A 22,331-nucleotide genomic window follows, 5' to 3' on the forward strand; every position below is an offset into this window, starting at 1 on the left:
AGAGGTCGGATGACCACTCCGATGACCACGCCAAGAAGCCGCCTCACCGCTGAAGCGGGTCAGCGAGGCTCCCCCGAGGTGGGCTGGGGCCACGAGCGGAGGATGCGCTCGGTGGCGCCCTGCCGGGACCAGTCCACCCCGCCCGTCAGCACCGCGGAGCCCCGGGTGATGCGCACCTCCTGCCAGACGGGCGCCCCCGGGCGGTAGCTCGCGTCCCAGGCCGACCAGCGCTGGCCCCCCGTGGCCTTCACCACGCGCGCGACGTACGCATCGAACTCCGTGTCCGGCAGCCAGCGCAGCTGCTCCAGCACCCACTCCGTCTCCACCGGCAGGTCCGCCGCGCTCCCCGTCACCGCGCGCAGGGCCGTAAGCCCGGCACCCTCGGGGATGAAGGACACCCCGTCCGGGCGCAGCACGGCGTGGCCCTTCCGCGGCCCGGTGGCCTCGCCGCGCAGCGCGGCGGGGTAGATGGCCACGTCCGCCAGCTTCACCCCGGCCCGTGCCACGCCGCGCAGCGGAGGCTGGCGGTGCAACTCCACGAGCACGCCGAGCTGGTGGGCGTCCTGGAGATGGCGCACGTCTGCCCGGCGCTCCCCCTCCACCCGGACGTTGAGCATCCCCGGGTCCACGTGGACGCCGCCCGTGGGAATGGACGCCAGCGGCACGGACACCGGCTCTCCGAGCACCGGCTGCCACAGCAGCCGCTCGCTGGTCAGCCACACCCGCCCGGAGCGCATCGCCACCACCATCCACGGCACGACGGTGGCCATCATCAGCAGCAGGGCCACCCCGCCCATGTCGAACAGCTTGTCCACCAGGATGGCGGAGACGATGAGCGCCCCGGTGCCGAGCAGGAGCATCGCCACCAGCGGCGAGATGTGGGGCGAGGCCTGCCACTTCTGCTGGCTCTCGAAGACGAGCACCTCTCCCGACTCCAGCGTGAGCGCCGTCTTCTTGCGCACCAGCGCGTCCAGCCGGCGCAGGTCCTCCTGGAGCGACGGAGCTCCGGACACGGGCGCGAGCACAGCCAGCCGGCTTCGCGCCAGCGCCGACAGCCGCTTCCCGCCGTCCCCGAGCTCCCGCACGGCCACCAGCACCGGCGTGTCCTCGGGCCAGCCCTCCAGCTCCGCGCGGCGGCGCGTGCGCTCCAGCGCCTCGGTGACGGCGGGCGCGTGCGTCAGCCACTCCGGAATCAGCTCCGGCCGGGCGCGAAGCTGGTGCCTCCACCGCCGAGCGCCCAGCACCGACTCCAGCGTGGCCTGCCGCGCGCGCGCGGCCTCGAGGACTTCCGCCCGTCCCTCCAGGCGGCGGTGGATGTCCTCGGTGGAGAGTCCAGCGCCCGTGGCGCCGCCGGTGCGGGTGCGTTCGGCCATGTGCGGGTGGAGAGCTTAAACGTCGCGCCGGAGCGGAGAAACCGTCCCGGCCCCTTCCGTCCAGGATTCGAGGATGCGCGCGATGGCGGACAGGTCCCTCCCCGGAGCCCGCCCCACGAGCACCTCGGCCTCGTAGGTGAAGTGGATCTGCTGCTCCAGCGGGACGTCCCGGGAGTGGCGGGCCAGGTCCGAGGGCCACGCGACACCCCGGCTCGCCCTGACGGCCCGGAGGAGGTACGCGTCGAGGTCCGACTCGGGCTGCCAGCGGAGCAGGCCCAGCACCCATGACGGCTCGGCGTGGAAGTCCAGCGTCCGCCCCGTCGCGGCACGCACCAGGGTCGCGCCGGCATCCTCACCGGGGAGGAAGAAGAGCATGCGCCGCAGCAGCACCGCCTGCCCCGGCTCCCACAGCTTGTTGCGGCGGAGGAGCGCCGGAAAGCAGACCACGTCCACCGGTCGCTCCACGAGCGCGCTCCGCTCCCGCAGCTCCGGCTGCCGGACCAGCAGCTCCAACCACAGCCGCAGCTTCTTCGTGGAAGTCTCTCCGAGCCCGCGCAGGTCCATCAGCCGGCCTCCCTCCACGCGGAGACCGCTCCGCGTCAGCGCGACGCCCCCTTCCGGGATGGAGTCCAGGCGCAGCTCGACGGGCTCGCTCCGGGCGGGCGCCCACACCAGGCGCCGAGGCGTGAGCCAGAGGACGCCCGGGCGCAGCCCGCGGAAGGCCAGGATGGCGCCTCCCGTCACGAGGAACGGCGCGGGGCACAGCAGCCACGCCAGGGCCTGCACATCCGCCGCCAGCGTCACCACGAACGCGGCCAGGAGGCCCACCAGCGACAGGACGTAGAGGACCGCCGCCAGGTTCTGCTTCCACGCATCCAGCGTCCCGCAGGCCAGCGAGAAGGACTCCCCCGGCTCGCGCACCAGGGACACCGGGACGCGGACGACGGCCTCCAGCCGGCGCAGCGCCTCCTCCAGCGAGAGCGCGCCGCGCACCGTTTTCACCGAGTCCAGCCGCTTGCGCACCCGCGCCTCCAGCCGCGCCCGGCTCGCCGTCACCTCGCGGGCGAGCCCGAGCACCGGCGCGTCCTCACGCCAGCCCTCCACCTCCGCGCGCTTCCCCACGCGCTCCACCGCTTCCACACACGCCGCGTCCCGCGCCAGCACCTCTTGAATGAGCGCCGGTTCCGCCCGCAGCTTGCCCTCCCAGTCGTCGTCCCTCAGCGCGTCGTCGAGCCACCGGTAGCGCTGCAGGCCGGCCTCCAGCAGCTCGACGCGCCCCTCCAGCTTGCGGCGCGTGTCCCCGTCCGTGGCGAGGAGCTCCGCCCGGACCTCTTTGCTGGCGCGTGCGCGTTCGGACATTGCTTCCGCAGCATACCGGCACGGCGCTGCCCTCCGGGAGGAGGCCCGGTGCGCCGCAGGACAGTCCGCGCCACCCCGCCGGGGAGCCCGCTGGCGCCATGCCTATCCTCCCCGCGCGCGACCACAACGCGCGCCGGCCGGGGGACGCCGCATGGGTGGCTTGCGCAGACCATTCTTCATCGCCGCGCTGGTGCTGCTGGCGCTGTCGGTGCTCGTGGAGGTGGGCTCTCCCGTGCTGCTGCCGCAGAAGCCGGCGGACTGCTCGGCGCTCAAGGGCACGAAGCCGTGCGCGCCTCCGCCCGCCACCCTCCCCGAGGCGTGCCTGCCCCTGCACAAGTCCGTGTGCGAGGGCGAGGGCGTGAATCCGGACGACGTGCTGCGCACGCAGCAGGAGAACCCGCCCACGCCCGGAATGGGCATCCCCTACCTCGCGCTGGTGGACGGGCTCCTGCTGCTCACCCTCGCGCTGATGGGGGCCAGCCTCATCATCCCCGAGCGCGTCCACGGGCGCGTGCAGGGGCTGGCCACGCTGATTGGCGCGGTGGTGGCGCTGCTCGCGGGCATTGGCCTGCTCATCGCGGCCATCGCCCTGCTCATCACCATGGTGAGCCTGCTGTGCGCGGCGCCCTTCGGCACCCTCGCGTACCTGGCCGTGTGGGGCTTCTTCAACCGGGGCGGCGCGGCCGGCACGCTGGGGCTGTTGATGACCTTCAAGCTGGCGGCGGGCGTGTGCCTCGTGCTCGCGCACCAGCGCTTCCTGCAGAACAAGGGGCTGGTGCTGCTCTACCTCACCTCGCTGCTGGCCAACGCCGTGGTGTCCTTCCTCCACGGCCTCGTGCCCGGCATCCTGGTGAGCATCACCGACGCGGTGGGCGCCATCATCGTCGCCATCCTCGGGCTCATCTGGGCCGTGCTGCTGCTGGTGGGCGCGCTGGTCTCCATCGTCAAGGTGCTGCGCATCAAGCGCATGGCCGCGGCGTGAGCCACAGCGCCGCCGTCAGCGATACATATACATGAAGGCATTGCTCATGTAACACAGACGCAATGCCCAGCGAATCCGCGGGGCAGCCCCCTCGGAGATTGTAATGACATTGAAGGTCTTCAGGCTGAACGCCACACGCCTCGCCTGCGCGCTCCCGCTCCTCGCCCTGCTGGGCTGCGGGCCGGTGGACACGCAGCAGGCCCCCCTCGAGTCCGACTCCCCGTCCCAGGCCCAGGCGCTGACGACCATCGGCTACCGGAGCAGCGCCACCGCCAGCGGGAAGGGCATCACCTCGCTCGCCATCAACAAGCCGGCCGGGACGACGCAGGGGGACGTGCTGCTCGCGCGCATCATCAACCGCAACAACGTCGCCGCCGTGCTGACGCCGCCCGCGGGCTGGACGGTGCTGCGCTCGGACCAGAGCGCGTCTCAAATCAAGGCCTGGGTCCTCTACAAGGTCGCCGGCGCCGCCGAGCCCGCGAGCTACACCTTCACCATCGACCTGGCGAGCTACATGGCGGGCAGCCTCTCCGCGTTCTCCGGTGTCGACACCGCCAACCCCATCGACGCGCAGAGCGGCCAGAAGAACGGGCTCACCGCCAGCTTCAACACCCCGGCCATCACCACCACGTCGGCCAACGGCCTGGCGGTGTGGTTCGGCTCACAAATCTGGATTGGCGCGGCCTGCCCGGCAAGCCCCATCGTCCCGCCCACGGGCTTCACCGAGGCGTTCGAGACGTGCCTCGTGTCCTCGTCCACGGGGCTCATCTACGACGCGGCGTACCTGGCCCTGGGCGCCGCGGGGGCGCAGCCGGCGTTCAACGGCAGCTCTCCGTACGCGGAGACGAACATCGCGCAGGTCGTCGCGCTGCGGGCGGCGGGCGCGCCCGCGTGCACCGTGGGTGACACGTACGCCAGCACGTACACGACGGTGGGCACCGTGGCGTCCACCGCCATCGTCGAGCCGTCGGGCCTCGCCGCCAGCCGCCTCACGCCGGGCGTGCTCTACGTGCACAACGAGGACACCACCGCCGTGGTCGCCATCAGCACCGCCAACGCGAGCACGCTGGGCACCTTCAACGTCGCCGGCGTGACGCCGGCCGACTGGGAGGACGTCGCCACCGGCCCCTGCCCCGCCGGCCAGTGCATCTACATGGGCGACATCGGCCGCTCGAGCGCCAACTTCCCCACGCCTCCGTCCACCTTCGCCGTGTACCGGATTCCGGAGCCCAACATCGGCGCCGGCCAGACGAGCGGCAGCCTGACGGCGGAGAAGTTCCCCTTCCAGTACCCGGACTCGCCGAAGGACGCCGAGACCATCATGGTGCACCCCACCACGGGCGACATCTACGTCATCACCAAGTCGGGCACGGGGGCGAGCAAGGTCTACAAGTTCCCGCAGCCGCTGCCGGCGCCGGGCACCATGTCCACGCTCGTCTTCGTGTCCAACCTCCAGCTGCCCACCACGACGGACGTGAACTTCTCCTACGCGACGTCCGGCGCCATCCACCCGTGCGCCAACCGCTTCCTGCTGCGCACCTACCGCGTCGTCTATGAGTTCCGCGCGCCCGCGGGCAGCGGCATCGAGGCGGCCTTCGCGGCCACGCCGGTGACGCTGACGGACACCGTGGAGGGCCAGGGCGAGGCCATCGAGTACGAGGCCAACGGCGCGAGCTACTTCACGATGAGCGAGAGCCCCTCGCCCTTCAGGCTCAAGCGCGTCGTCCGGCAGTAACCGTCCCCAGGTGTGGCGCCCCCGCGCTCATGCGGGGGCGCCCCCTTCAGCCTCACGGCTCTTCGAGGCGCCTGACATCCCCGTCCGCGAGAGGACGCCGGGCGCGTGCCAGGACTGGCACGTTTGCGCTCGCGCCGCCGCGTGGGTGGCCGGACTTCCCGCGCCAACCCCTCGATTTCCGTGTGCGGGGCCGGCTCCAGACGCCCTGGTCCCGCCCTTGCTCATGTGCCCTCCCGTCATGCCGCGAGCCGCCCACGCGCTCGCGGCACTGCCCTGGAGCCACACATGAGGAAGCACCTGTTCGTCTGCCTGTCATTGCTGGCCGCGCCCGGCTGCGGAGAAAGCACCGAAGCCCCCCAGCCGCCCACGGAGGAAACAGCCCGGAGCCAGGCGCCCCTCGCCGGGCAGCTCGAGGTGGTCGCTGGCGACTCGACGTGCGCGCCGGGCACCTACCTGATGCCCGTCTCGGTGGCCCGCGACAACCTGAAGCCCGTCTGCTACCGCCTCGCCCCGGGAGACATCGTCCGGCTGGAGGGAGGCGGTGCGATGCAGCGGACCGTCACCGACTGCATCATCTACGACACCACCGACAGCAAGCGGCTGGGCAGTCTGTGCATGCCGCCGCCCGTGCCCTGGTTCGAGCAGAAGGGCGACGGGTCCTGCCCGCAGGGCTCCGAGCTCATGAGCCCCCAGGAGGCGCGCAACGGCGGACAGAATCTCTGCAACTCCATCGGCCGGTGGGACCACGTCCGCCTCTCGGGAGGCGGCTCCATCACCGGCAAGGGCTACAGCACCTACTGCACCATCCAGGACCAGGACCCGGCCGTCATGGGCTGGTCGCTCTGCAAACCCACGCAGCTCGCCTTCGAGCGCGAAGCCGGTGACTGGCCCTGCGCGCCGTGGCAGGCGCTCGTGTCGCCCGATGACGCCCGGCAACGGGTGGGTGAAATCTGCCCGCTGCTCGGAGCGAACGACCTCGCGCGGCTCTCCAGAGGCGGCTCCATCCAGCGAGACCGCTACGGCAACACCTGCGTCGTCAGCGACTGGGACACCCGCGACGCCGGCAAGTCCGTGTGCCAGTCGATTTATTGATGACAGCCGGACGGCGAAGGCCGTGCGCACACCCGGCCTTCAACTTTGTCGCTTCCAAGGAATAATCAATTTCCAAGCAACTCGCTCCAGCCCGGTGAGAAAACCCTTCTCGTCACAAAGCCCGCATGGGTTTTCCCCCCAACCCCTGGAGCGAAATGAAGAAACAATTCCTGGCACTCACCGTGGTGACGCTGGCGGCGACGAGCGCCGTGGCGGCGGACCGCATGAATCCGGCGGACCTGCGCCGGGTGTCGAAGGCGCGAGAGCACCTGGTCCCCGCCGTCGCGAAGGAGTTCGGGCCCAAGGCCCGGTTCGTCCACCTCTTCGGCCAGGGCAAGGGAATGCTGGCCGGCGTGGTCGCGGAGATTCCAGCCGAGCCGCTGGGCACGGACGAGCTGCCGCTGCTGGCCATCGTCCAGTACGACGAGGCGAGCGGCGCGGTGCGCGTGGTGGACCGTGAGTTCAAGTATCGCGAGGCGCGCACGGTGGGACGCGACGTGGCGCTGCTGGATGGCGAGGGCAACCTGCGCCTGCGCGAAGCCAACGGCCGGGAGCGGCTGCTGGCCAGGGGCGTGGGCGGAGACCTGTTCCCCACCGCGAAGGGTGACGCGCTGGTGGCCACGCTCATCATGGACGGCCAGCATGCGCACGAGACGTCCGTGGGCTTCATCGACATGAAGGGCCGCGTGAAGGTGCTGGCGGACGGCCCCGGCGTGGACGCGACGCCCAGCATCTCTCCGGATGGCCGGACGGTGGTCTTCGTGTCCGGCCGCACCACCGTGGCGTCGTTCTACGTGACGACGGTGGACGGCGGGGAGCCCCGGCAGCTCACCAACGTCGGGATGGACAGCACGCTGCTGTTCGGTGGCCCTCCGAAGGGCTTCGTGCCCCCGCCCGTCTCCAGCCACCACATGGAGTGGGTGAGCGACGACGTGCTCCGCTACAACGCGGGCGGCGGTGAGTTCTGGAAGCTGAATGTGCGGACGGGTGACGCGGCTCCGGACCTGGGAGGTGAGAAGTGATGCGCACGCACCTGAAGCAGCTCACCGCGGCGCTGGCCTTCGCGCTGCTGGCCCTTCCGGCCCTCTCCTCGGCGCAGACGATGTTCCGCTTCCCCGCCTCGCAGCTCACGGACCAGTGCGGCAACGGCGGCTGCGTGGTGAGCGCGTACAAGGACTACGGCGGACGGGACTACGCCTGCGGTGGCGTGCGCTACAGCGGCCACACGGGCACGGACTACGCGCTGGTCGGCGGGTTCAGCAAGATGGACTACGGCGTCTGGGCGATGAACGCCGCGCGCGGCTACATCGAAGCCAACGTGGACGGGTACTTCGACCGGTGCAACTACTGGGACCAGGCCAACCCGTACGCCGCCTGCGGCCTCTACACGGCCAACTACATCATCATGCGGCACCCGGATAACACCCAGACCAAGTACTGGCACCTGAAGGCCTACACGCAGCAGTTCGCCCGCGGCACGTCGCTCGCCTGCGCCTATTGGATTGCGCGGGTGGGCTCGTCCGGTGCCTCCACCGGACCGCACCTGCACTTCGAGTACTGGGTGCCGGGCTACGGCACGGATGACCCGTATGCGGGCTCCTGCGGCACGCCGTACACGCGGTGGACCTCGCAGGGCGCGTACCGGGGCCTGCCCGGCATCACCTGCCAGTAGCGGTGAGCTGAGTCATTGCCCGTGACGTGGGGCGTCCCCGACCTCGCTCGGGGGCGCCTGCTCGAGGTGGGAGGTTGCAGCGCCCGCGGCTTGCGGGGAGCATCCCGGTATGAGCGGAGTTTCCGGACAAGCGGGTCTTTCGGCGGCGCAGGGGAAGCTCGACGCACCGGACGTGCGGGACGTGTTCAAGGGCCGCACCCTGGGCGTGGCCATGGTGGGTGACGTGCTGGTGATTGCGCACGACGCGCAGCCTCCAGCCCAGGAGGAGTGGGTGCGCTACTGCGACCTCATCTCCAGGTACCTGCCCACGATGAGCGCGCAGTTCGTGCTGGCGGAAGGGCCCGGGCCGGATGCCACCCAGCGCCAGCAGTCGCTCAACCGGGGCCGGGGCGCGAAGGGCGAGGTCATTCCGCCCACGGTCGTCCTCACGCGCTCCACCATGGTGCGCGGCATCGTCACCCTCTTCAACTGGTTCACCCCGCGGGCCATGCGGGCCCTCCCTCCGGAGGACCTGGCGGGCGCGGCCCAACACCTGAAGATGTCCGACGAGCAGATACGGCGCCTGATGGACGTCGCCCAGGCGCTGCTGCCCTGAGCGTCACGGGCCCCCCAAGGCTCACTCCGGGCGGCCCGCATCCGCCCGCGCGGACGCCGAGGGGAGCAGGCGCAGCTCGCAGAAGGGAATCGATGACGCGGGCACGAGGCACGTCACCCTCAGGTCCGCCCCCTCCTTCGTCACGTCCAGCTCCTTCGCCTCGTCGAGCGTGTTGAAGGTCGCCGGCACCGACGGCTTCCCGCGCGGCACCCACTCCACCTTCATCGAGGACGGTGAGCGGGGAATCAGCTTCAAGGAACGGGAGCGTGCGTCCGACGCCTTCACGTCCACGGTGCACGGCGGCCCGCGAATCACCGCCAGCGCACCGTCCTCGAAGGGGCACGTCGTGGCCAGCTCCTCCGCCGTCACCGGGCGGGGCTTCAGGAAGCGCTCCTTCAGCCGCTCCGCCGACGCCGCCGGGTCCACCGCGCGCGGTGAGTCGCTCGTCGCGCCCAACCCCACGCCGAGCACGTACAGCGCGACAATCGCGATGATGGCGAGGATGAGCACCGCGTGGATGGGCTTCAGCTCGGGCATGGCGCGTGGCTACTGCTGGGGGTTCTGCTGAATCTGGAGCTGCTGGATGCTCTCGCGCGTCCTCGGGGCACCCATCAGGAGGTCCTGGTTGAGGGTCTGCCCCGCCACCGGGATGCACCTTCCGAAGCTGCACGCCGAGAAGGGCGGGCACCCGGCGGGGCACAGGGAGCCGGAGGGCGCGGGCTGGCAGGTGCCCGAGCAGAAGCCGGACAGGCACGTCTCGTTGCGCGTGCACTGCTCCCCATTGGGAAGCTGGCAGAGCCGGGTGGGGCTGCACGTGGAGGGTGACCGGCACTCCGCGTTGCTCTCACAGCGCCCGTCGTCCCGGTTGCACTTGTTGTCCGGCCGGCAGAAGAAGCTGGAGCAGTCGCTGTCCCGCTCGCAGGGCGCATCCGGCTTCAGCATGCAGATGCGGTTGCCCAGCACCTGGGTGCACTTCAGCGGGCCCGTGCAGCTCGTCTCGGTCGTGCACGCCTCGCCCAGCGGCAGCTCGCACGCGCCGCTCCGGTTGCAGAAGCCGGTGTAGCAGATGGCGCCGCCGTCACACGGCTGCCCCGCCGCCAGCAGGCACACGCCGCCGTCCTGGCCGGTGCAGGCCAGGCCCTTGTCGCACTCGCCCTCCGGACACGGCTCCTTCAGCTCCGGCGCGCCCCCGCGCGAGGCGATGATGCCAATCACCGTCCCCAGGATGAGGACGATGCCCGCCGCCAGGGCCACCCATATCCACGGGAAGGGCTTCTTCGGAATCGCCGCCGCCACCACCTCGAAGGCGGTGGAGGGCCCCTCCGCGTAGCTCTCGTCCGGGTTGACGACGTCCACCACCAGCACGTGGAAGGTGAGCCGCCCCGGCGGCGTGCCCGGCGGCACGCGAATCTTCACGGAGAGCTGCCGCGTGCCGTCCGGGAGGAAGTCCCGCTCCGCCTCCCCGTCGATGCTGAACCACTCGGCCTTCGCGCCGGGGCCGGGCACCACGGAGACACGGGCGCGCACGGGCGCGCGCAGCGCGTTGGAGACCGTGAAGGCCACCTCCCCCTGTCCCGCCGCGTTCAGACGGATGGAGTCCGTCACGGCGGTGATGTCGAAGGCGCGTGGCATCAACCTGCTCCTTTGGGCGGCTGCGCGAAGTGCAGCTCGTAGGTGACGTAGGCGGGCTTCTCCCGCTCGATGATTCGCTCCAGCAGCAGCCGGTGGGAGGCCACCTCCGCGGGCGCGCGCACCCGCACGTGGAAGGGACGGGGCCGGCCGTCCGGCCCGGGCACCTGCTCGTCCACCGCGAAGTCCGTGCGCCCGGTGGCGGTGGTCAGGAACAGGAGCAGGCCGCGCGCCGTGCCGCGCCACCGTGAAATCTCCACCGCCGCGGCCACCAACTCGCGCAGGCGCCCCAGGCCCGTCGTCACCGGCAGGTCCATGCCCACCCAGCGGGCGAGGAAGGGCACGAAGCGGTCCGGCGCCCGGCGCGGGTCGAAGTGCGACTCCAGGTGGGACAGCACCTCCTCGCTGGGCGCGTGCAGCGCCTCCATCACCTCCAGCAGCGCGGCCAGGGGGGACTCGGGCTGCACGGTGCGCTGGAAGACGCCCGGCAGCAGGCGCTCAATCTCAGGGCTCCGCATTGTCCGTCACCACCTCCAGCACGTGGGCGCCGGAGCAGAGGAGCCAGGTGGGCGGCAGCGTCACCTTCTCGGTGAACTCGCGCGTGGACACGGGCTCGTAGCGCTCGCTGCCCGAGGGCCTGCGGAAGACGCCGTCCGGGCCGCCGGCCAGCAGCGGCGCGCCCTTGGGTGACGTGGCCAGCGCGTACACGGGCTGGAAGAGGCGCTCGGCCTCGCGCAGCGGGAGGCCGCTGCCCACCTCGGGCCGCTTCCACGTCGCGCCCGGACGGCTGGCGTCCAGCCACAGCACGCCCACGCGGTGGCTGCCCGCGTACACGGTGGAGCCGCTGAAGGCGAGCGTGAGACAGCTGCCGCCGTCCCACCCCTTGTCGAAGGGCCGCCACCCGTCCGGCGGGTCCGCGCTGCCCATGAGCTCCCAGCACAGGCAGCCCCGGCCCGGGTCGGCGCCGCTGGCGGCGGCCAGCCCCGCCCAGAGGAAGGAGCGCGGCCCGTCCTTCTGGACCTCCAGCACGCGCACGTCCGCGCCGCGCGGGCCAATGGGCCGGAAGGTGCCGCTGCGCCCTCCTCCGGCGGAGAGGAAGACGCCGCGCGTGCCCATGGCCGCCACCGCCACGTTGACGGCGCCGCGCGCGTCCGTGGTGGCCGCCACCGCGAAGAAGCCCAAATCCTGGCTCGCCGGGTCCACCAGCACCTGGATGGGCGTGGCGCCCGGGCGGACCATCAGCTCGAAGAGGCCCACGCGGGTGGCGAGCAGCAGCACGGGCACCCCGTCCCGCTCCGCCCATGCCAGGTCCTCCACCGCGTCCAGGGTGTGCGTGGAGGACTCCCACGTCTCGCCGCAGTCGAAGGACACGTGGATGCGCGAGCGCTTCGCGTCGCTGGCCAGCCGCGCGGACACGGCCACGTAGCCCGCGCGCTGGGGGTGCGCCTCCACCGCGTCCACGTCCTCGCCGGGGAACAGGCCCGCCTTCTCCCAGCCGTCCGCGTCATTCACGGTGCGGAACAGCGTCTCGCCGCCGCCCGCGTAGAAGGTGCCCGGCTGGAAGGTGTCCGCCGCCAGGGTGCGCACCTCGCGCGGCACCTCGTCCACCATGAGGCGCACCTTGTCGAGGTAGCTGACGCCCGGCTCGGCCAGCAGCGCGTCGTACACGTGCGAGGCCCGCAGCGCCTGGCCGAAGCGCCAGCCCTCCGGCTGCAGCGGCGAGGGCAGCGGCGTGAGGGTGCGGTGGAGCCGCTCGATGAGGCGCGTGCGCAGCGCGGCGGCGTCCTCCTCGCGGTGCGCCACCACGCGCGCCTGCACGCGCACCGTCTTGTAGCGCGCCCACTCCACGTGGCACGCGGTGCCCAGCGGCCGGCGCACGTCCAGCTCCGCGAGGATGCGGGCGCGCGCCTCTTCCGTCTCGTGGGTGCGCAGCGTGGCCTCGGTGATGCCCTCGCCCGCGGGGCCCTGCACGTCCGGTGGCAGGTGGGGCACCAGCAGCACCTCTACCGTGCCCGCGGGCGCGTGCGCCCACAGCTGCGCCAGGGTGACGGCCTTCGCGCGCGCCACGGCGCCGGAGCTGCGCAGCGCCAGCAGCTCGAAGTCGCCCGCCGTCACGGCCCGCCGCAGCGAGTGCAGCTCCTGCGGCCCGCGCAGGAGCGCGTTGTCCAGCGTCTCCGCGGGCCGGCCGCCGGTGGCGGGGCGGGGGTTGGTCACCTTCACGCCCGGAATCGGCACCTTGAGCAGCTCCAGCGTGCCCGCGGGCACGTTGCCCCGGTCGCCTCCGCCGCGCCGGTACCAGAGGAGAATCCTGCTTCCGTCACGGGGAATCCCGGCCAGCGCGCGCGGCGCGCCCAGCTCGCCGGCCTCGTTCGCCAGCCGCGCGGAGGGGGCGAAGGTAATCGCGCCCGTCATCCGGTCCACGACGTAGGCGGGCTCGTCCGGCGCCAGCGCGGCGAAGTTCTCCACCTCGCGCCAGATGCGGTAGGTGCGGCCGTCATGGCGTCGGGCTGGAGCGCGTGCGTCCAGCTCGCCGGGCGCCGCCTCCACGCCCACCACCAGGTCCAGCGAGTCGCCGGTGGGCGCCACGATGGGCGGCCGCTTCGCCTGCACGGTGAGGCCCGGCTGGCCGGTGCCCTGCCCCGCGGCTTCCGCGTCCACCTGCTCGCAGTGGTAGGCGAGCACCTCCACCTCCGTGCTCCCCACCGGAATCGTCACCGAGTCCGCGGTGTGGAAGACGACGGGCTCCGCGCCGGCGCCTGCGCGGGCCAGGGTGACGGGGGTGTTGCGCGGCACCTCCACGGGCCGCTCGGCCGGGCGCGCCAGCGTGAAGCGCAGGCGCACCGACGCGGCGGCGGGCGGCTGGAGGCGCACGCCCAGCAGGCGCAGGAACTCCACGTACGCCTTCTCCGGCAGCCGGTTGAGCCGGTACAGCATGGTCTCCGTGAGGTGGGAGAACACCTCCAGCAGCACCATGCCCGGGTCATGCGGGGTGAGGTCGGTCCAGTCCGGGCACGACGCCTGGACGCGGGCGCGCGCCTGCTCCACGAGCTGGGCGAAGCTCCGGTCATCCAGGCGCGGCGACGGGAGCGAGGTCATGTCGGGCCTCCCGTGAGCGAGAAGGGATAGGCGAGCCGCTCGGTGCGTCCGGTGGCGCGCACGCGGTACTCCAGGGAGATGTCCAGCCGGTGCGGCTCGTCCGGGCTGCGCGTGGCGTCCAGGTGGAGCACCACGATTCGCGGCTCCCAGCGCTCCAGCGCGCGGCGCACGTAGTGGATGGCGAGGCCGGCGGTGGTGTCGTCGTTGCTGGCGAACAGCAGCCGGTGCAGCTCGCAGCCATAGTCCGGACGCATGACGCGCTCTCCGGGCGTGGTGGTGAGCAGGAGCAGCACGGCCTGGCGGATGGAGGCGTGCTCCTCCACCATCTCCGCCCGGCCCGTGGGGGCGAGGCGCAGGCCGGACTGCTCCGCCATCTCGAAGTCGGGATGCGCGAAGCGCCAGGTGCGGTAGCGGGGTGCGCTCATCCGGCCTCCGTCACCAGCGTCTGCCCGGGGGCGTTGACCTTGTACTTCACCGTGCCGGGCGGGGTGCCGTCGGTCAGCCCCGTCAGCGAGTCGAGACACACGGGCTTGCCGTCAATCGTCACGAACGGGGAGTAGCCCTTCTGCACCGCGAGCGTGGCGGTACAGGGTTTGATGGTGGGGCCGATGTTGGGACACCCGCCGATGGGACGTCCCTCCGGGTCCGCGCGCACGAGCACGGGCCGGCCTTCCACCGTCACGAAGGACTGCGAGTGGACGAGCCCCACCCGGCCCAGCTCATGGGCGCACACCACCAGCGCATCCACCGTCAGGACCCGCATCACCCTCTCCGGAAGTCGATGGAGCGCCCGCGGATGACCACGTCCTGGCCGGGCGCTTCGATGTCGAGCGACACCTCCGAGTGCAGGCGCACGCCCCTGGGCGTCAGCTCCAGGTAGCTGCCCGTGGTGTCCTCCAGCCGCAGCGTGCGGCCCTCGTCGTCCAGCCGCAGCTTGTGCCCGCCCGCCGTCAGCAGCGTGTAGCGCCGCACCGCGCCGCCCTCCACGCCCGCGTCCGGATACCCGCCGCCGCCGTACAGGCCGCCCACCACCACGCCGCGCGCGGGGTCCTCGCCGCCCAGCGCGAGCAGCACCGTGTCCCCCACGTCCGGCAGCAGCATCAGCCCCTTGCCGGAGCCGCCGCCCGCCGCGAGCACCTGCATCCAGTCCGTCTCCACGCCGCCGTAGGCCGGCAGCGTGGCGCGCACGCGGCCCTTGCCGTCCGGGTCGTCCACGCGGCTGACCACGCCCAGCGTCACCGCCGAGGCCCGGGCCCGTGCACGCCGGGGTGGAGGCATGGAGGACAGCTCGGAGATGAAGCCGTGGCGCGCGTCCACGCGGTGGGTGACGGCGGTGAGCACGTAGCGGCCCGCCACGGCGGCGGCCACCCCGCTCACTTCCACCCGGGCCCCCGGCCGCAGCCGCGCGTCACCCTCGGCCGCGGCGGTGAGCACCACCTCGCGTGCGGAGCGGTGGTCCAGCTCCGCCTGGGCCGCGGCGTCGGCGTGGGGAATGCCCTCCGTCGCCTCGTCCACCAGCGCGCGCCGGTCCTCGCCGCCCACGCTGCCCGGGGAAACCTCCGCGTCCACGCGGCGCCCCACGCGCGGCGACTCGGCATGGCCGGCGTGTGACTCCGCGCGCAGGGCGTCCCAGCCCTCCGCGGACACCTCGCGGCAGGAGGCGTCGCCGTTCACCTCGAGGGTGGCTTCCAGCAACGTCTCGCCCAGCAGCAGCGGCACCGGGGTGCCCTCGCCCTCCAGCGTCACCAGCTTCAGCGTGTCCCCGTGCAGCACGGGGTAGAGGCCGCAGCGGTCCGCGCGCTCCACGAGGAAGTCGAGGTCGGACTGGCCATGCTGGATGAGGTGGCGCCACAGCGGCCCGGGCGCCGCCGCGTCGACGGAGAGGCCCAGCCCCGACGCCAGCTCGCGCGCCAGGTCCTCCAGCGTCACCTGCACGTGCGCGCGCACCGGCTGGCGCTTGCGCAGGCGGTGGAGCACGTCATAGCCGCGCACCCGCACCTCGCGCGCGCCGCCCGTGGCATGGGCGAACTCGACGGCCGTCACCTCGCCGGTGAAGAGGTCTTCCGTGCCCGCGCCGGCCGCCACGCGCAGCGACGTCCCCGGCGGAAGGCCCGAGGAGGCCAGGGTGCCGCGCGGGTCCGTGAAGGTCAGCTCGCACTGCGCGGGGGCCGCCAGTCGCTGCTGCACGCGCACGGACGAGAGGCTGCGCAGGTCCGCCACCGACAGGGGCGAGCCTCCGGCCTCGATGCGCAGCTCGGGCAGTCCGCGCATGCGGCTCACATCACCCTCCGGAGCGCCTCGGCGGTGGGCAGCCGCAGCACCTGTCCCGCCGGGAGGTTGTTGGGGTCCGCCACGCCGTTGAGCGCGGCGACGAGCCGCCACAGCGACGGGTCGCCATAGCGCTGGTACGCGATTTCATCCAGCCGCTGCCCGCCGGGAGCGCCCTCCTCCTCGCTCGCGCCGAGCACCGTGTGCGCCTCGTAGTCCTCCGGGCCCAGCGCCGCCGCCACCGCGTCCGCGTCGGGCGGCTCGCTGGCGAGCACGGGCTCCTGCGGGCCCGCCTCGTCCTCCACGCGCAGCAGGCGCATCCGCAGCCACGAGCGGCGGGGCGCGCCCGTGGAGGTGAACTGCTCCAGGCGCTCGGCCACCGCGGCCACCACGCCAAGGTAGTTGAGCCACTTGCCCCACACGAGCCGCGCCAGCGACGGCCGCATGCTGCCGTCCTCCCGCAGGCCGTTCTCCGCCAGCCGCCACAGCGGGTCGGTCAGCTCGCGCACGTCCTCCGTCTGGAGCGTGGAGTCGGACAGCGAGACGTCGAAGAGCAGGTCCAGCGTCAGCTCCGTGCTGCCCCCGCCGGTGAAGAGGAGCGGGTCGTCCCCGGGCCCGCCCCACGGCAGCGAGCCGCCCAGCGCGCGCCTCGGCTGCAGGCCGGCCACGCGACGGATGACGAGCGTCTCCGGGTTGAGCAGGCACCCGATGCGCTCGCCGCCGGGCTCGATGAGGAAGGCCACGCGCTCCATCACTCGCCTCGCTGTTCACGGTCCAGCCGCCGGCGCCGCTCCCACTGACGCAGCTCCACCACCGTCTCCGTGCTCTCCGGAACCGGCACGGGCGGAAGCTCGGGCCAGGGACTCGCGGCGCCCGCCGCCGGCTCATCCCGCGCGGTGGAGGACTCGGCTTCCGTGGGCGGAGGTGCCTCCACCAGGCGGGGCCTCCACGTGGACGGGGAGCGGGCGCCGTCCCAGGCGCCTTCGTCCGCTGGGGAGGACACCTGATTGCGCGGGGGCTCGCGAGGCGCGAAGCGGGGAGCGGAGTCCTCTTCCCCCCAGGGAGCGTAGGCCCTGGGAGGAGCCGGCCTCGGCAGCGCCTTCACGTGTCCCGTGGGCGCGGGCAGTTCCTCCTCGGCGGGTGCGGGCATGGGAGGCGGCACGCGGGTGGGAGTCCGTGTGGTGCGCCCCTCGCTCGCGAAGGGTGGGAAGTCGTCCCAGGGTGAGCGGCGCACCGAAGCGCCTGCCTCGTGCGAGGGCAGCGCACGGGGCGCGGGAGCGGGGACGGGCCAGGGCTCGGCGCCGACGGGAGGGCGCTCCGGAGTCGATGGCGCGCGGGGGGCGGCGCGCGGCTCGGGCCTCGGGGGAGAGGATGGAGCGCTCCGCGAGACTTCGGCTTCCGGCCGGGGCGGCGCCGTCCAGAACGGGACTGCCGGTGGGGGTGACGGTCTCGAAGCGCTGGAGGTGTGGATGGCCGGAGGGGGCTCCCTGCGTGTGTGCGCCTCCCTGCCCTCCGCCGGGACGGTGGGAGGAGACGCGGGCGGCGGAGCGGGAGGAGGCGCGTCCGGCGCCGTCCACGCGGGCGGCGGTGGCCCGTGCGCGGTGATACCCGGCCGTCCAGCCCCACGAGGCGGAGCGGGCACGAGCCCGTCGCGCTGCACCTCCTCCAGGAACCGGGGCGCGCCCCGGCGCACGCGCGCCACCCAGTCACCCAGTGGGACGCTCCGCCGCGCCTCGAGGTCCCGGAGCCAGCGCGCCTCCAGGTCCTCGAACGCGGGCTCCGGCGCCGGCGGCGCGGGCGAAGGAGGCGCGGCGCCGTCCGGGCCTCGTGGGCCCGCGACGGCGGACTCCGGGCGCGGAGCCGTCCCGGGCGTCGACGCGGGAGCCGGCTCCTCGGCGAGCACGGCCTCCGCCCACGCCTTCATCCGCCGGGCCACGGCGCGCACCCAGGCGGCGCGCCAGGGTGTCTGGGACGTCTCAGCCACGGGTGAGCGACTCGTAGACCATCGTGAGCGAGGCGATGGCAATCTCCTGCCCGAGCGCATCCAGCGGGTGCACCTTCCACTCGGACGGCCAGCACTCGTTGAGGTTCCACCGCAGCCGCTCGGTCACTCCGTCGATGTCGAGCATGAGGATGGAGACGTTCTTGCGCTGCGGCAGGCCGCTCATCGACGCGAGGAACCAGGTCCACAGCTCCGGCGACTGGGTGAAGCCGCAGCGCAGCGTCACGTCCGCATGGGAGACGGGGCCCGGCAGCCTGCGCACCACCGGCCCGGCGCCGGCCTCGCGGTAGCGTAGCGCGGCCACCTTCACCTGCAGCTCGGAGCAGAACAGGAAGTGCCCGGCGTTGACGCCGTCGATGAGGAGGTTGAAGTTGTAACCCCGGAACAGCTCCACCTGCCCACCGGGCTGCGCGCCCGCGGGTTGCTCCGGCGGCGGCGCTTCGGGAGCCTTGGCCTCAGCCATTGGTCACCTCCTCCACTTCCGCGCCGCCCGCGTGCTGGCCGATTCGGAAGACGATGAACTCCGCGGGCTTCACCGGCGCCAGGCCGATGACGGCGAAGACCTGCCCGGCGTCGATGGTCTCCTGCGTGTTCGTCTGCTCGTCGCACTGCACGAAGAACGCCTCCTCCGGGGTGCGCCCCATCAGCGCCCCGTCCCGCCACAGCCGCAGCAGGAAGGCGTGCGCGTCGCGCGCGAGGGACTTCCACAGCTTGGAGTCGTTCGGCTCGAACACCGACCAGTTGGTGCCCAGGGCGATGGACTCCTCCACGAAGTTGAAGAGCCGGCGCACGTTGATGTAGCGCCACTCGCTGTCGTCACCCGCCACGGTGCGCGCACCCCACACGCGGATGCCGCCGCGCGGGAAGTACCGGATGCAGTTGACGCCCACCTGGTTGAGCTCGCCCTGCTCCTCCGGCGTCACGTCGCGCACCAGCCGCAGGGCCCCACGCACGACTTCGTTGGCCGGGGCCTTGTGCACGCCGCGGGTGATGTCCGTGCGCGCGTAGATGCCCGCCATGTGGCCGGACGGCGGCACATTCACCAGCGTCTTGCCGTCCCCCAGCGGGTCCGGCGTGGAGAACCACGGGTAGTAGAAGGCGCCGTAGCCCTGGTCGGACGTGCGGGGGCGCAGGCCGCCGCCCGCGTCGCCGGTGGCCACCTTGGTGAGGCGGCCCACGTCGTCCACGTCCTCGGGAGCGTCGAGGATGGCGACGCGGTCCCTCATCTTCTCGCAGTGGGTGAGCAGCGCGTCCCAGGCAGCGGCGTTGGCGAAGCCGGGGGCGGCGACCATGGCCACCTCGCTGACCTCCTCCAGCACGGCCACGCCCTGGCGCCGGCGCGCGTCGCCCACCAGGCTCTCGCTGTCGCCGATGTTGACGATGAAGCAGCGCCGGCCGCCGTTGGCGAAGTAGCCGTACACGGCCTGCGCGAGCGGGGTGCTCGGCGTGCCGGGTGGGGCGAACTCCTTCACGAACTGGGCCCAGCCATTCACGGCCACGGCCTGGTGGACGCGGGCGTCCGCGGCGGGTGCGCGGCCGATGAAGGCGGCGGTGGTGGTGCCCACGCCCTGGATGGAGCGTGCCCCGCTGGGGACCTCCTCCACGTAGACGCCGGGTGTCAGGTAATTCGGCACGTCACTCCTCCTTCAGCGGCAGGCGGATGAGCAGCGGCTGTGGCTCGGCGGCGAGCGCCTCCGGTCCCAGCGCGAGCACCTCCCCCTTCGCCCGCACCTCCAGCCGCCCCAGCGTGGCCACTGGCGGCACGCGGGGAAAACGAAAGCAGCCCTTCGCGTCGGTGCGCGTGGTGAGCCGCAGCGACGGCAGCTCCACCAGCGCGCCCGGAATGGGCACGTCACCGGGCCCCACCACGCAGCCGAGCAGCGCCTCGGCCGGAATGGCCGTGGTGACGACGGGGAAGCGCACGCGGTGGACCACGGGCTGGGGACGCTCGCGGCGCACGGGGACGCGCAGACGGAAGCCGGGTCGCGGTGCGGCACGGAGGCCGGCCCACACGGTGGTGGGGACGGGGGTGAGCTCCACGTCGAAGTCGGTCTCCTCCATGGCGGCGAAGACGAGCTCGCCAAGGAGGCGGTGGGCGCGCTCGGGGGACTCGCCGCCGGCGGTGACGAGGTAGCAGACGGAGATTTGCAGGGGCGGCCGGCCGCCGCCGCGCGCGGGCGGGGCGGGGCCGAGCTCGAGCAGGTACAGGCACACGCCGCGCTCGAGGGACTCGCGGTCCGGCACCCCGAGGAACACGGGGACGTCACCGGCGATGCGGCCCACCCACGCCTTCATGCGTTGATCGACTTCGTCGATCATCCGGTCCCCCCCAGGGTCCTGGGCCGGAGCTCACGGGCAGCGCCTCGCCGCCCGTGATTTCCGGGAGGGCAAGGTGTCACCCGCCACCTGGGTGCAGGTAGTGACCCGCGGGGTGGAGGGACGTCGGGACTTCAACAGGGGATGGGGAGAGTGGGTGCGTTGATTAGAGCTTGTCGCGCACCACGAGCGTGCGGTGGCCGAGCTGCTCGGAGACCTCGCGGATGAAGCGCTCGGACAGGAGCGACCAGTTCCAGAACGTGAAGCCCAGGTGGCTCAGGCCCCATGGGGAGTCACCGTCCCACTGGGTGAGGCGCTCGGGTGTGTGGCATTGAGGGCAGGCGAAGGTGACAGCGTCGTTGCCCTCGAACCAGAAGCTTACGGCATCCTGGTAGTCATCGCCGGGCTCGAAGCGGGCACCGCAGGCGCGGCAGGTCAGTTCGGGTTGCAGGTTGTAGAAGACCGTCCGGCCGACTTCGATTCGCAGGCCATTCGTCGCCAGGTGCAGGACATCGGAGTTGGGCGTCTCCTGGGCGAGCGCGTACTCGGGCCCGGGACGATGACCCGGGTCACCCAACGTGCAGTCGGAGAGCTCGGGCTCGATGATGCGCCGTGCGATGAGCCAGTCCCGAACCTTCGCCGCGAGGCGCGGGGCGTCCTCAGCGGAGACGTCCCGGGCCACGATGTTCTGGAAGAAGTCACCCATGTCGGTCAACCTACTGGGTTGTCTGAAATGGTGGCAACCCTTATGGTAAGGACAGAGCGTCGCGCGCTCCTGCCTACTGGCTCACACCTTCGTGAACTTCGCGCCGGTCGCGCCAATACGCTCGATGGCGGACTTGATCTCTCCCGAAACAATCAAGGCAACCTCCCATCCCCATGGGCGGAACACCTTTGCGGCCCCCACCCTGGACCGGTCGATTCGCATTTCGTCCACCGAGTAGTACTGCCCCACCTTGTCTGGAAGCCCGTCTTCCGGCCTCCAGAGCTGAATCGTGGAAGCCTGCTCGTCGATGCAGCGAATGAGCTTTGTCGCCACGAGAATCAGGTATTGGTCCGGACGGCCAGCCACCTCCACTGGAATCAACTGCACGTCGTCAGGTGCCAACTCGGTGAAAATGGAGGCCACCCTGACGTGCGCCACCGGGACTCCCAGACCGGCCATTGTGAAGTCCAAGGCCTTTCCCTGGAGCTTGACGGGCACCTGCAATCGCTCTGAAAGCTGGACTGCCGTTCCATCCGTGAATCGCCAAGGCTCTGCCAACTCGTGGCCCTTGCCATCCGCGGGATTCGCCAGGTGCCAACGCCCCTGAACATAGACATCATCATCCAGCCTGAAGAACTCGCGGCTCATTGCGCATCCAACCTCATTCAACTGCGAGCCGTAATAGAAGCCAGCGATGGACCGAGCGGCCCCAGCACTCCCGCTTGCTCCAGCAGTTCCTGAACACGCGCTGCCAGCGCGACATGCTCCGGGTTGCTGGCCGTGAAGCGCTCGGGAGTGAGGATGACGAGAGTGCCCTTGTCGCCCACGGGCTCGGTGCGAACAGGGTCGGGCAACCGGGGCAGCGTCCCCCGGCTGTGTGCGAAGTACATGACCCAGCCGACGAACGTCCCGGCCTTGGAGCGCTTCAGGACCACATCCCTGTGAACCTGGGACGTGGCGGTACCCCACGCCGGCTCCCAGGCCAGCGCCATGGCGCGCAAGACCTGCGCGAGCACGTCGGCCGACAGGACACGCGCCCTGGATATCCCCTCCGTGGGAAGGCTCAGCGTGCAGAGGTCTCCCAGGAGCGGAGAGACGGAGCCACAGGCGAGCCTGACCCCACTGCTGGCTCCATCTGGCGCTCCGTTCCAGGCAGAGAAGGCGATGCCGGCCTCGTCACGCCGGTACTTCTTCTTCTCGAACAGGCCGCGCAACGTTTCGGCATCCGGCCTGAACTGGAGCTCGAGTGCCGCCGAGCGGGAATCCGCCTTCTCGAGCCACCGGGCAAAGCTCTCGTCAGCGGCGGCGAGCAGGCGGAAGAAGACCTCGGCGCGCCGAGCATAGGCGTCGAGCGTTTCGACCCGGCCGGGCCAGTACGCGCCTGCGGAGTACGCTTCAATCATGCTGCGGCCTGCTCCTGGCGTCTGACTGGCGCTCCACCCCAGGCGCATCAAGCTCCACGCTACACGACAGCCCCGGAAAACGTGGTCCCCAGACCCCCAGGCA

The 22,331-nt window shown here is 72.1% G+C and carries 23 protein-coding genes; 6 read left to right on the forward strand and 17 right to left on the reverse strand.

Annotated features, from left to right (window positions below; all coding sequences use genetic code 11):
* Nucleotides 1-59: 59 nt before the first annotated feature.
* Together ACX9TP_RS40655 and ACX9TP_RS40660 are read right to left on the reverse strand one after the other, a co-directional pair.
* Nucleotides 60-1,373 (reverse strand): hypothetical protein, encoded by a 1,314-nt coding sequence (locus ACX9TP_RS40655; protein WP_482976057.1) that lies wholly within the window; start codon nt 1,371-1,373, stop codon nt 60-62.
* Between the two features lie 15 nt (nt 1,374-1,388).
* Complete coding sequence (locus tag ACX9TP_RS40660; protein ID WP_482976058.1) at nt 1,389-2,732, reverse strand: hypothetical protein; 1,344 nt, start codon at nt 2,730-2,732, stop codon at nt 1,389-1,391.
* 160 nt (nt 2,733-2,892) lie between these two features.
* Here ACX9TP_RS40660 and ACX9TP_RS40665 point away from each other — a divergent pair, with 160 nt between their 5' ends.
* The 6 genes from ACX9TP_RS40665 (at nt 2,893) to ACX9TP_RS40690 (ending at nt 8,808) form a co-directional block, all read left to right on the forward strand.
* Nucleotides 2,893-3,714 (forward strand): hypothetical protein, encoded by an 822-nt coding sequence (locus ACX9TP_RS40665; protein WP_482976059.1) that lies wholly within the window; start codon nt 2,893-2,895, stop codon nt 3,712-3,714.
* Between the two features lie 103 nt (nt 3,715-3,817).
* Complete coding sequence (locus ACX9TP_RS40670) at nt 3,818-5,449, forward strand: cell wall anchor protein (RefSeq protein ID WP_482976060.1); 1,632 nt, start codon at nt 3,818-3,820, stop codon at nt 5,447-5,449.
* A gap of 285 nt (nt 5,450-5,734) precedes the next feature.
* The gene (locus ACX9TP_RS40675) at nt 5,735-6,541 is read left to right on the forward strand and encodes a hypothetical protein (protein ID WP_482976061.1); all 807 of its coding nucleotides are present in this window, start codon (nt 5,735-5,737) and stop codon (nt 6,539-6,541) included.
* A 155-nt stretch (nt 6,542-6,696) separates the two neighbouring features.
* Nucleotides 6,697-7,563 carry a TolB family protein gene (locus tag ACX9TP_RS40680; RefSeq protein ID WP_482976062.1) on the forward strand — a complete coding sequence of 289 codons (867 nt, stop codon included), beginning with the start codon at nt 6,697-6,699 and terminating at the stop codon, nt 7,561-7,563.
* The gene (locus tag ACX9TP_RS40685; RefSeq protein ID WP_482976063.1) at nt 7,563-8,213 is read left to right on the forward strand and encodes a M23 family metallopeptidase; all 651 of its coding nucleotides are present in this window, start codon (nt 7,563-7,565) and stop codon (nt 8,211-8,213) included. The genes ACX9TP_RS40680 and ACX9TP_RS40685 overlap by 1 nt, the downstream gene beginning before the upstream one ends.
* A 109-nt stretch (nt 8,214-8,322) precedes the next feature.
* A complete protein-coding gene (locus ACX9TP_RS40690) occupies nt 8,323-8,808 on the forward strand; it encodes an STAS/SEC14 domain-containing protein (RefSeq protein WP_482976064.1) in 486 nt (161 codons plus the stop codon).
* 21 nt (nt 8,809-8,829) lie between these two features.
* On the opposite strand, the gene ACX9TP_RS40695 is transcribed toward ACX9TP_RS40690, so the two are convergent.
* The 15 genes from ACX9TP_RS40695 to ACX9TP_RS40765 form a co-directional block, all read right to left on the reverse strand.
* Nucleotides 8,830-9,345 (reverse strand): hypothetical protein, encoded by a 516-nt coding sequence (locus tag ACX9TP_RS40695; RefSeq protein ID WP_482976065.1) that lies wholly within the window; start codon nt 9,343-9,345, stop codon nt 8,830-8,832.
* A gap of 9 nt (nt 9,346-9,354) precedes the next feature.
* A complete protein-coding gene (locus ACX9TP_RS40700) occupies nt 9,355-10,440 on the reverse strand; it encodes a COG1470 family protein (protein WP_482976066.1) in 1,086 nt (361 codons plus the stop codon).
* On the reverse strand, nt 10,440-10,955 hold the full coding sequence (locus ACX9TP_RS40705; RefSeq protein WP_482976067.1) for a phage tail protein: 516 nt from the start codon (nt 10,953-10,955) through the stop codon (nt 10,440-10,442). Before ACX9TP_RS40705 ends, ACX9TP_RS40700 begins: the two co-directional genes overlap by 1 nt.
* Nucleotides 10,942-13,533, reverse strand: a complete 2,592-nt coding sequence (locus ACX9TP_RS40710; protein ID WP_482976068.1) for a putative baseplate assembly protein — start codon at nt 13,531-13,533, stop codon at nt 10,942-10,944. Before ACX9TP_RS40710 ends, ACX9TP_RS40705 begins: the two co-directional genes overlap by 14 nt.
* The gene (locus ACX9TP_RS40715) at nt 13,530-13,958 is read right to left on the reverse strand and encodes a GPW/gp25 family protein (RefSeq protein WP_482976069.1); all 429 of its coding nucleotides are present in this window, start codon (nt 13,956-13,958) and stop codon (nt 13,530-13,532) included. The genes ACX9TP_RS40710 and ACX9TP_RS40715 overlap by 4 nt, the downstream gene beginning before the upstream one ends.
* A complete protein-coding gene (locus ACX9TP_RS40720) occupies nt 13,955-14,296 on the reverse strand; it encodes a hypothetical protein (RefSeq protein WP_482976070.1) in 342 nt (113 codons plus the stop codon). Before ACX9TP_RS40720 ends, ACX9TP_RS40715 begins: the two co-directional genes overlap by 4 nt.
* Complete coding sequence (locus ACX9TP_RS40725; protein ID WP_482982297.1) at nt 14,296-15,804, reverse strand: phage baseplate assembly protein V; 1,509 nt, start codon at nt 15,802-15,804, stop codon at nt 14,296-14,298. The genes ACX9TP_RS40720 and ACX9TP_RS40725 overlap by 1 nt, the downstream gene beginning before the upstream one ends.
* A 5-nt stretch (nt 15,805-15,809) precedes the next feature.
* Entirely contained in the window at nt 15,810-16,553 is a 744-nt protein-coding gene (locus tag ACX9TP_RS40730; protein ID WP_482976071.1) for a CIS tube protein, read from the reverse strand.
* Nucleotides 16,553-17,785 carry a hypothetical protein gene (locus tag ACX9TP_RS40735; protein ID WP_482976072.1) on the reverse strand — a complete coding sequence of 411 codons (1,233 nt, stop codon included), beginning with the start codon at nt 17,783-17,785 and terminating at the stop codon, nt 16,553-16,555. The genes ACX9TP_RS40730 and ACX9TP_RS40735 overlap by 1 nt, the downstream gene beginning before the upstream one ends.
* Complete coding sequence (locus ACX9TP_RS40740; protein WP_482976073.1) at nt 17,778-18,266, reverse strand: phage tail protein; 489 nt, start codon at nt 18,264-18,266, stop codon at nt 17,778-17,780. Before ACX9TP_RS40740 ends, ACX9TP_RS40735 begins: the two co-directional genes overlap by 8 nt.
* Nucleotides 18,259-19,437, reverse strand: coding sequence for a phage tail sheath family protein (locus ACX9TP_RS40745; protein ID WP_482976074.1), 1,179 nt, complete (start codon nt 19,435-19,437; stop codon nt 18,259-18,261). The genes ACX9TP_RS40740 and ACX9TP_RS40745 overlap by 8 nt, the downstream gene beginning before the upstream one ends.
* A 1-nt stretch (nt 19,438) precedes the next feature.
* Nucleotides 19,439-20,122 carry a carboxypeptidase-like regulatory domain-containing protein gene (locus ACX9TP_RS40750; protein ID WP_482976075.1) on the reverse strand — a complete coding sequence of 228 codons (684 nt, stop codon included), beginning with the start codon at nt 20,120-20,122 and terminating at the stop codon, nt 19,439-19,441.
* A 163-nt stretch (nt 20,123-20,285) separates the two neighbouring features.
* On the reverse strand, nt 20,286-20,825 hold the full coding sequence (locus ACX9TP_RS40755; RefSeq protein WP_482976076.1) for a hypothetical protein: 540 nt from the start codon (nt 20,823-20,825) through the stop codon (nt 20,286-20,288).
* An 81-nt stretch (nt 20,826-20,906) separates the two neighbouring features.
* Entirely contained in the window at nt 20,907-21,473 is a 567-nt protein-coding gene (locus ACX9TP_RS40760; protein ID WP_482976077.1) for an imm11 family protein, read from the reverse strand.
* Nucleotides 21,474-21,490: 17 nt separating this feature from the next.
* Nucleotides 21,491-22,228: an immunity 52 family protein gene (locus ACX9TP_RS40765; RefSeq protein ID WP_482976078.1), complete on the reverse strand. Its 738-nt coding sequence runs from the start codon at nt 22,226-22,228 to the stop codon at nt 21,491-21,493.
* Nucleotides 22,229-22,331: the final 103 nt, after the last annotated feature.

It is taken from the genome of Pyxidicoccus sp. M15, from assembly GCF_056858435.1.

Excerpts from the sequence above, each read along its gene's own strand:
- ACX9TP_RS40760 (WP_482976077.1), bottom strand. The coding sequence starts at position 21,473 with ATGAGCCGCGAGTTCTTCAGGCTGGATGATGATGTCTATGTTCAGGGG.
- ACX9TP_RS40740 (WP_482976073.1), bottom strand. The coding sequence starts at position 18,266 with ATGGCTGAGGCCAAGGCTCCCGAAGCGCCGCCGCCGGAGCAACCCGCG.
- ACX9TP_RS40695 (WP_482976065.1), bottom strand. The coding sequence starts at position 9,345 with ATGCCCGAGCTGAAGCCCATCCACGCGGTGCTCATCCTCGCCATCATC.
- ACX9TP_RS40755 (WP_482976076.1), bottom strand. The coding sequence starts at position 20,825 with ATGGGTGACTTCTTCCAGAACATCGTGGCCCGGGACGTCTCCGCTGAG.
- ACX9TP_RS40730 (WP_482976071.1), bottom strand. The coding sequence starts at position 16,553 with ATGGAGCGCGTGGCCTTCCTCATCGAGCCCGGCGGCGAGCGCATCGGG.
- ACX9TP_RS40750 (WP_482976075.1), bottom strand. The coding sequence starts at position 20,122 with ATGATCGACGAAGTCGATCAACGCATGAAGGCGTGGGTGGGCCGCATC.
- ACX9TP_RS40690 (WP_482976064.1), top strand. The coding sequence starts at position 8,323 with ATGAGCGGAGTTTCCGGACAAGCGGGTCTTTCGGCGGCGCAGGGGAAG.
- ACX9TP_RS40700 (WP_482976066.1), bottom strand. The coding sequence starts at position 10,440 with ATGCCACGCGCCTTCGACATCACCGCCGTGACGGACTCCATCCGTCTG.
- ACX9TP_RS40705 (WP_482976067.1), bottom strand. The coding sequence starts at position 10,955 with ATGCGGAGCCCTGAGATTGAGCGCCTGCTGCCGGGCGTCTTCCAGCGC.
- ACX9TP_RS40655 (WP_482976057.1), bottom strand. The coding sequence starts at position 1,373 with ATGGCCGAACGCACCCGCACCGGCGGCGCCACGGGCGCTGGACTCTCC.
- ACX9TP_RS40725 (WP_482982297.1), bottom strand. The coding sequence starts at position 15,804 with ATGCGCGGACTGCCCGAGCTGCGCATCGAGGCCGGAGGCTCGCCCCTG.
- ACX9TP_RS40765 (WP_482976078.1), bottom strand. The coding sequence starts at position 22,228 with ATGATTGAAGCGTACTCCGCAGGCGCGTACTGGCCCGGCCGGGTCGAA.
- ACX9TP_RS40710 (WP_482976068.1), bottom strand. The coding sequence starts at position 13,533 with ATGACCTCGCTCCCGTCGCCGCGCCTGGATGACCGGAGCTTCGCCCAG.
- ACX9TP_RS40720 (WP_482976070.1), bottom strand. The coding sequence starts at position 14,296 with ATGCGGGTCCTGACGGTGGATGCGCTGGTGGTGTGCGCCCATGAGCTG.
- ACX9TP_RS40660 (WP_482976058.1), bottom strand. The coding sequence starts at position 2,732 with ATGTCCGAACGCGCACGCGCCAGCAAAGAGGTCCGGGCGGAGCTCCTC.
- ACX9TP_RS40675 (WP_482976061.1), top strand. The coding sequence starts at position 5,735 with ATGAGGAAGCACCTGTTCGTCTGCCTGTCATTGCTGGCCGCGCCCGGC.
- ACX9TP_RS40685 (WP_482976063.1), top strand. The coding sequence starts at position 7,563 with ATGCGCACGCACCTGAAGCAGCTCACCGCGGCGCTGGCCTTCGCGCTG.
- ACX9TP_RS40680 (WP_482976062.1), top strand. The coding sequence starts at position 6,697 with ATGAAGAAACAATTCCTGGCACTCACCGTGGTGACGCTGGCGGCGACG.
- ACX9TP_RS40715 (WP_482976069.1), bottom strand. The coding sequence starts at position 13,958 with ATGAGCGCACCCCGCTACCGCACCTGGCGCTTCGCGCATCCCGACTTC.
- ACX9TP_RS40670 (WP_482976060.1), top strand. The coding sequence starts at position 3,818 with ATGACATTGAAGGTCTTCAGGCTGAACGCCACACGCCTCGCCTGCGCG.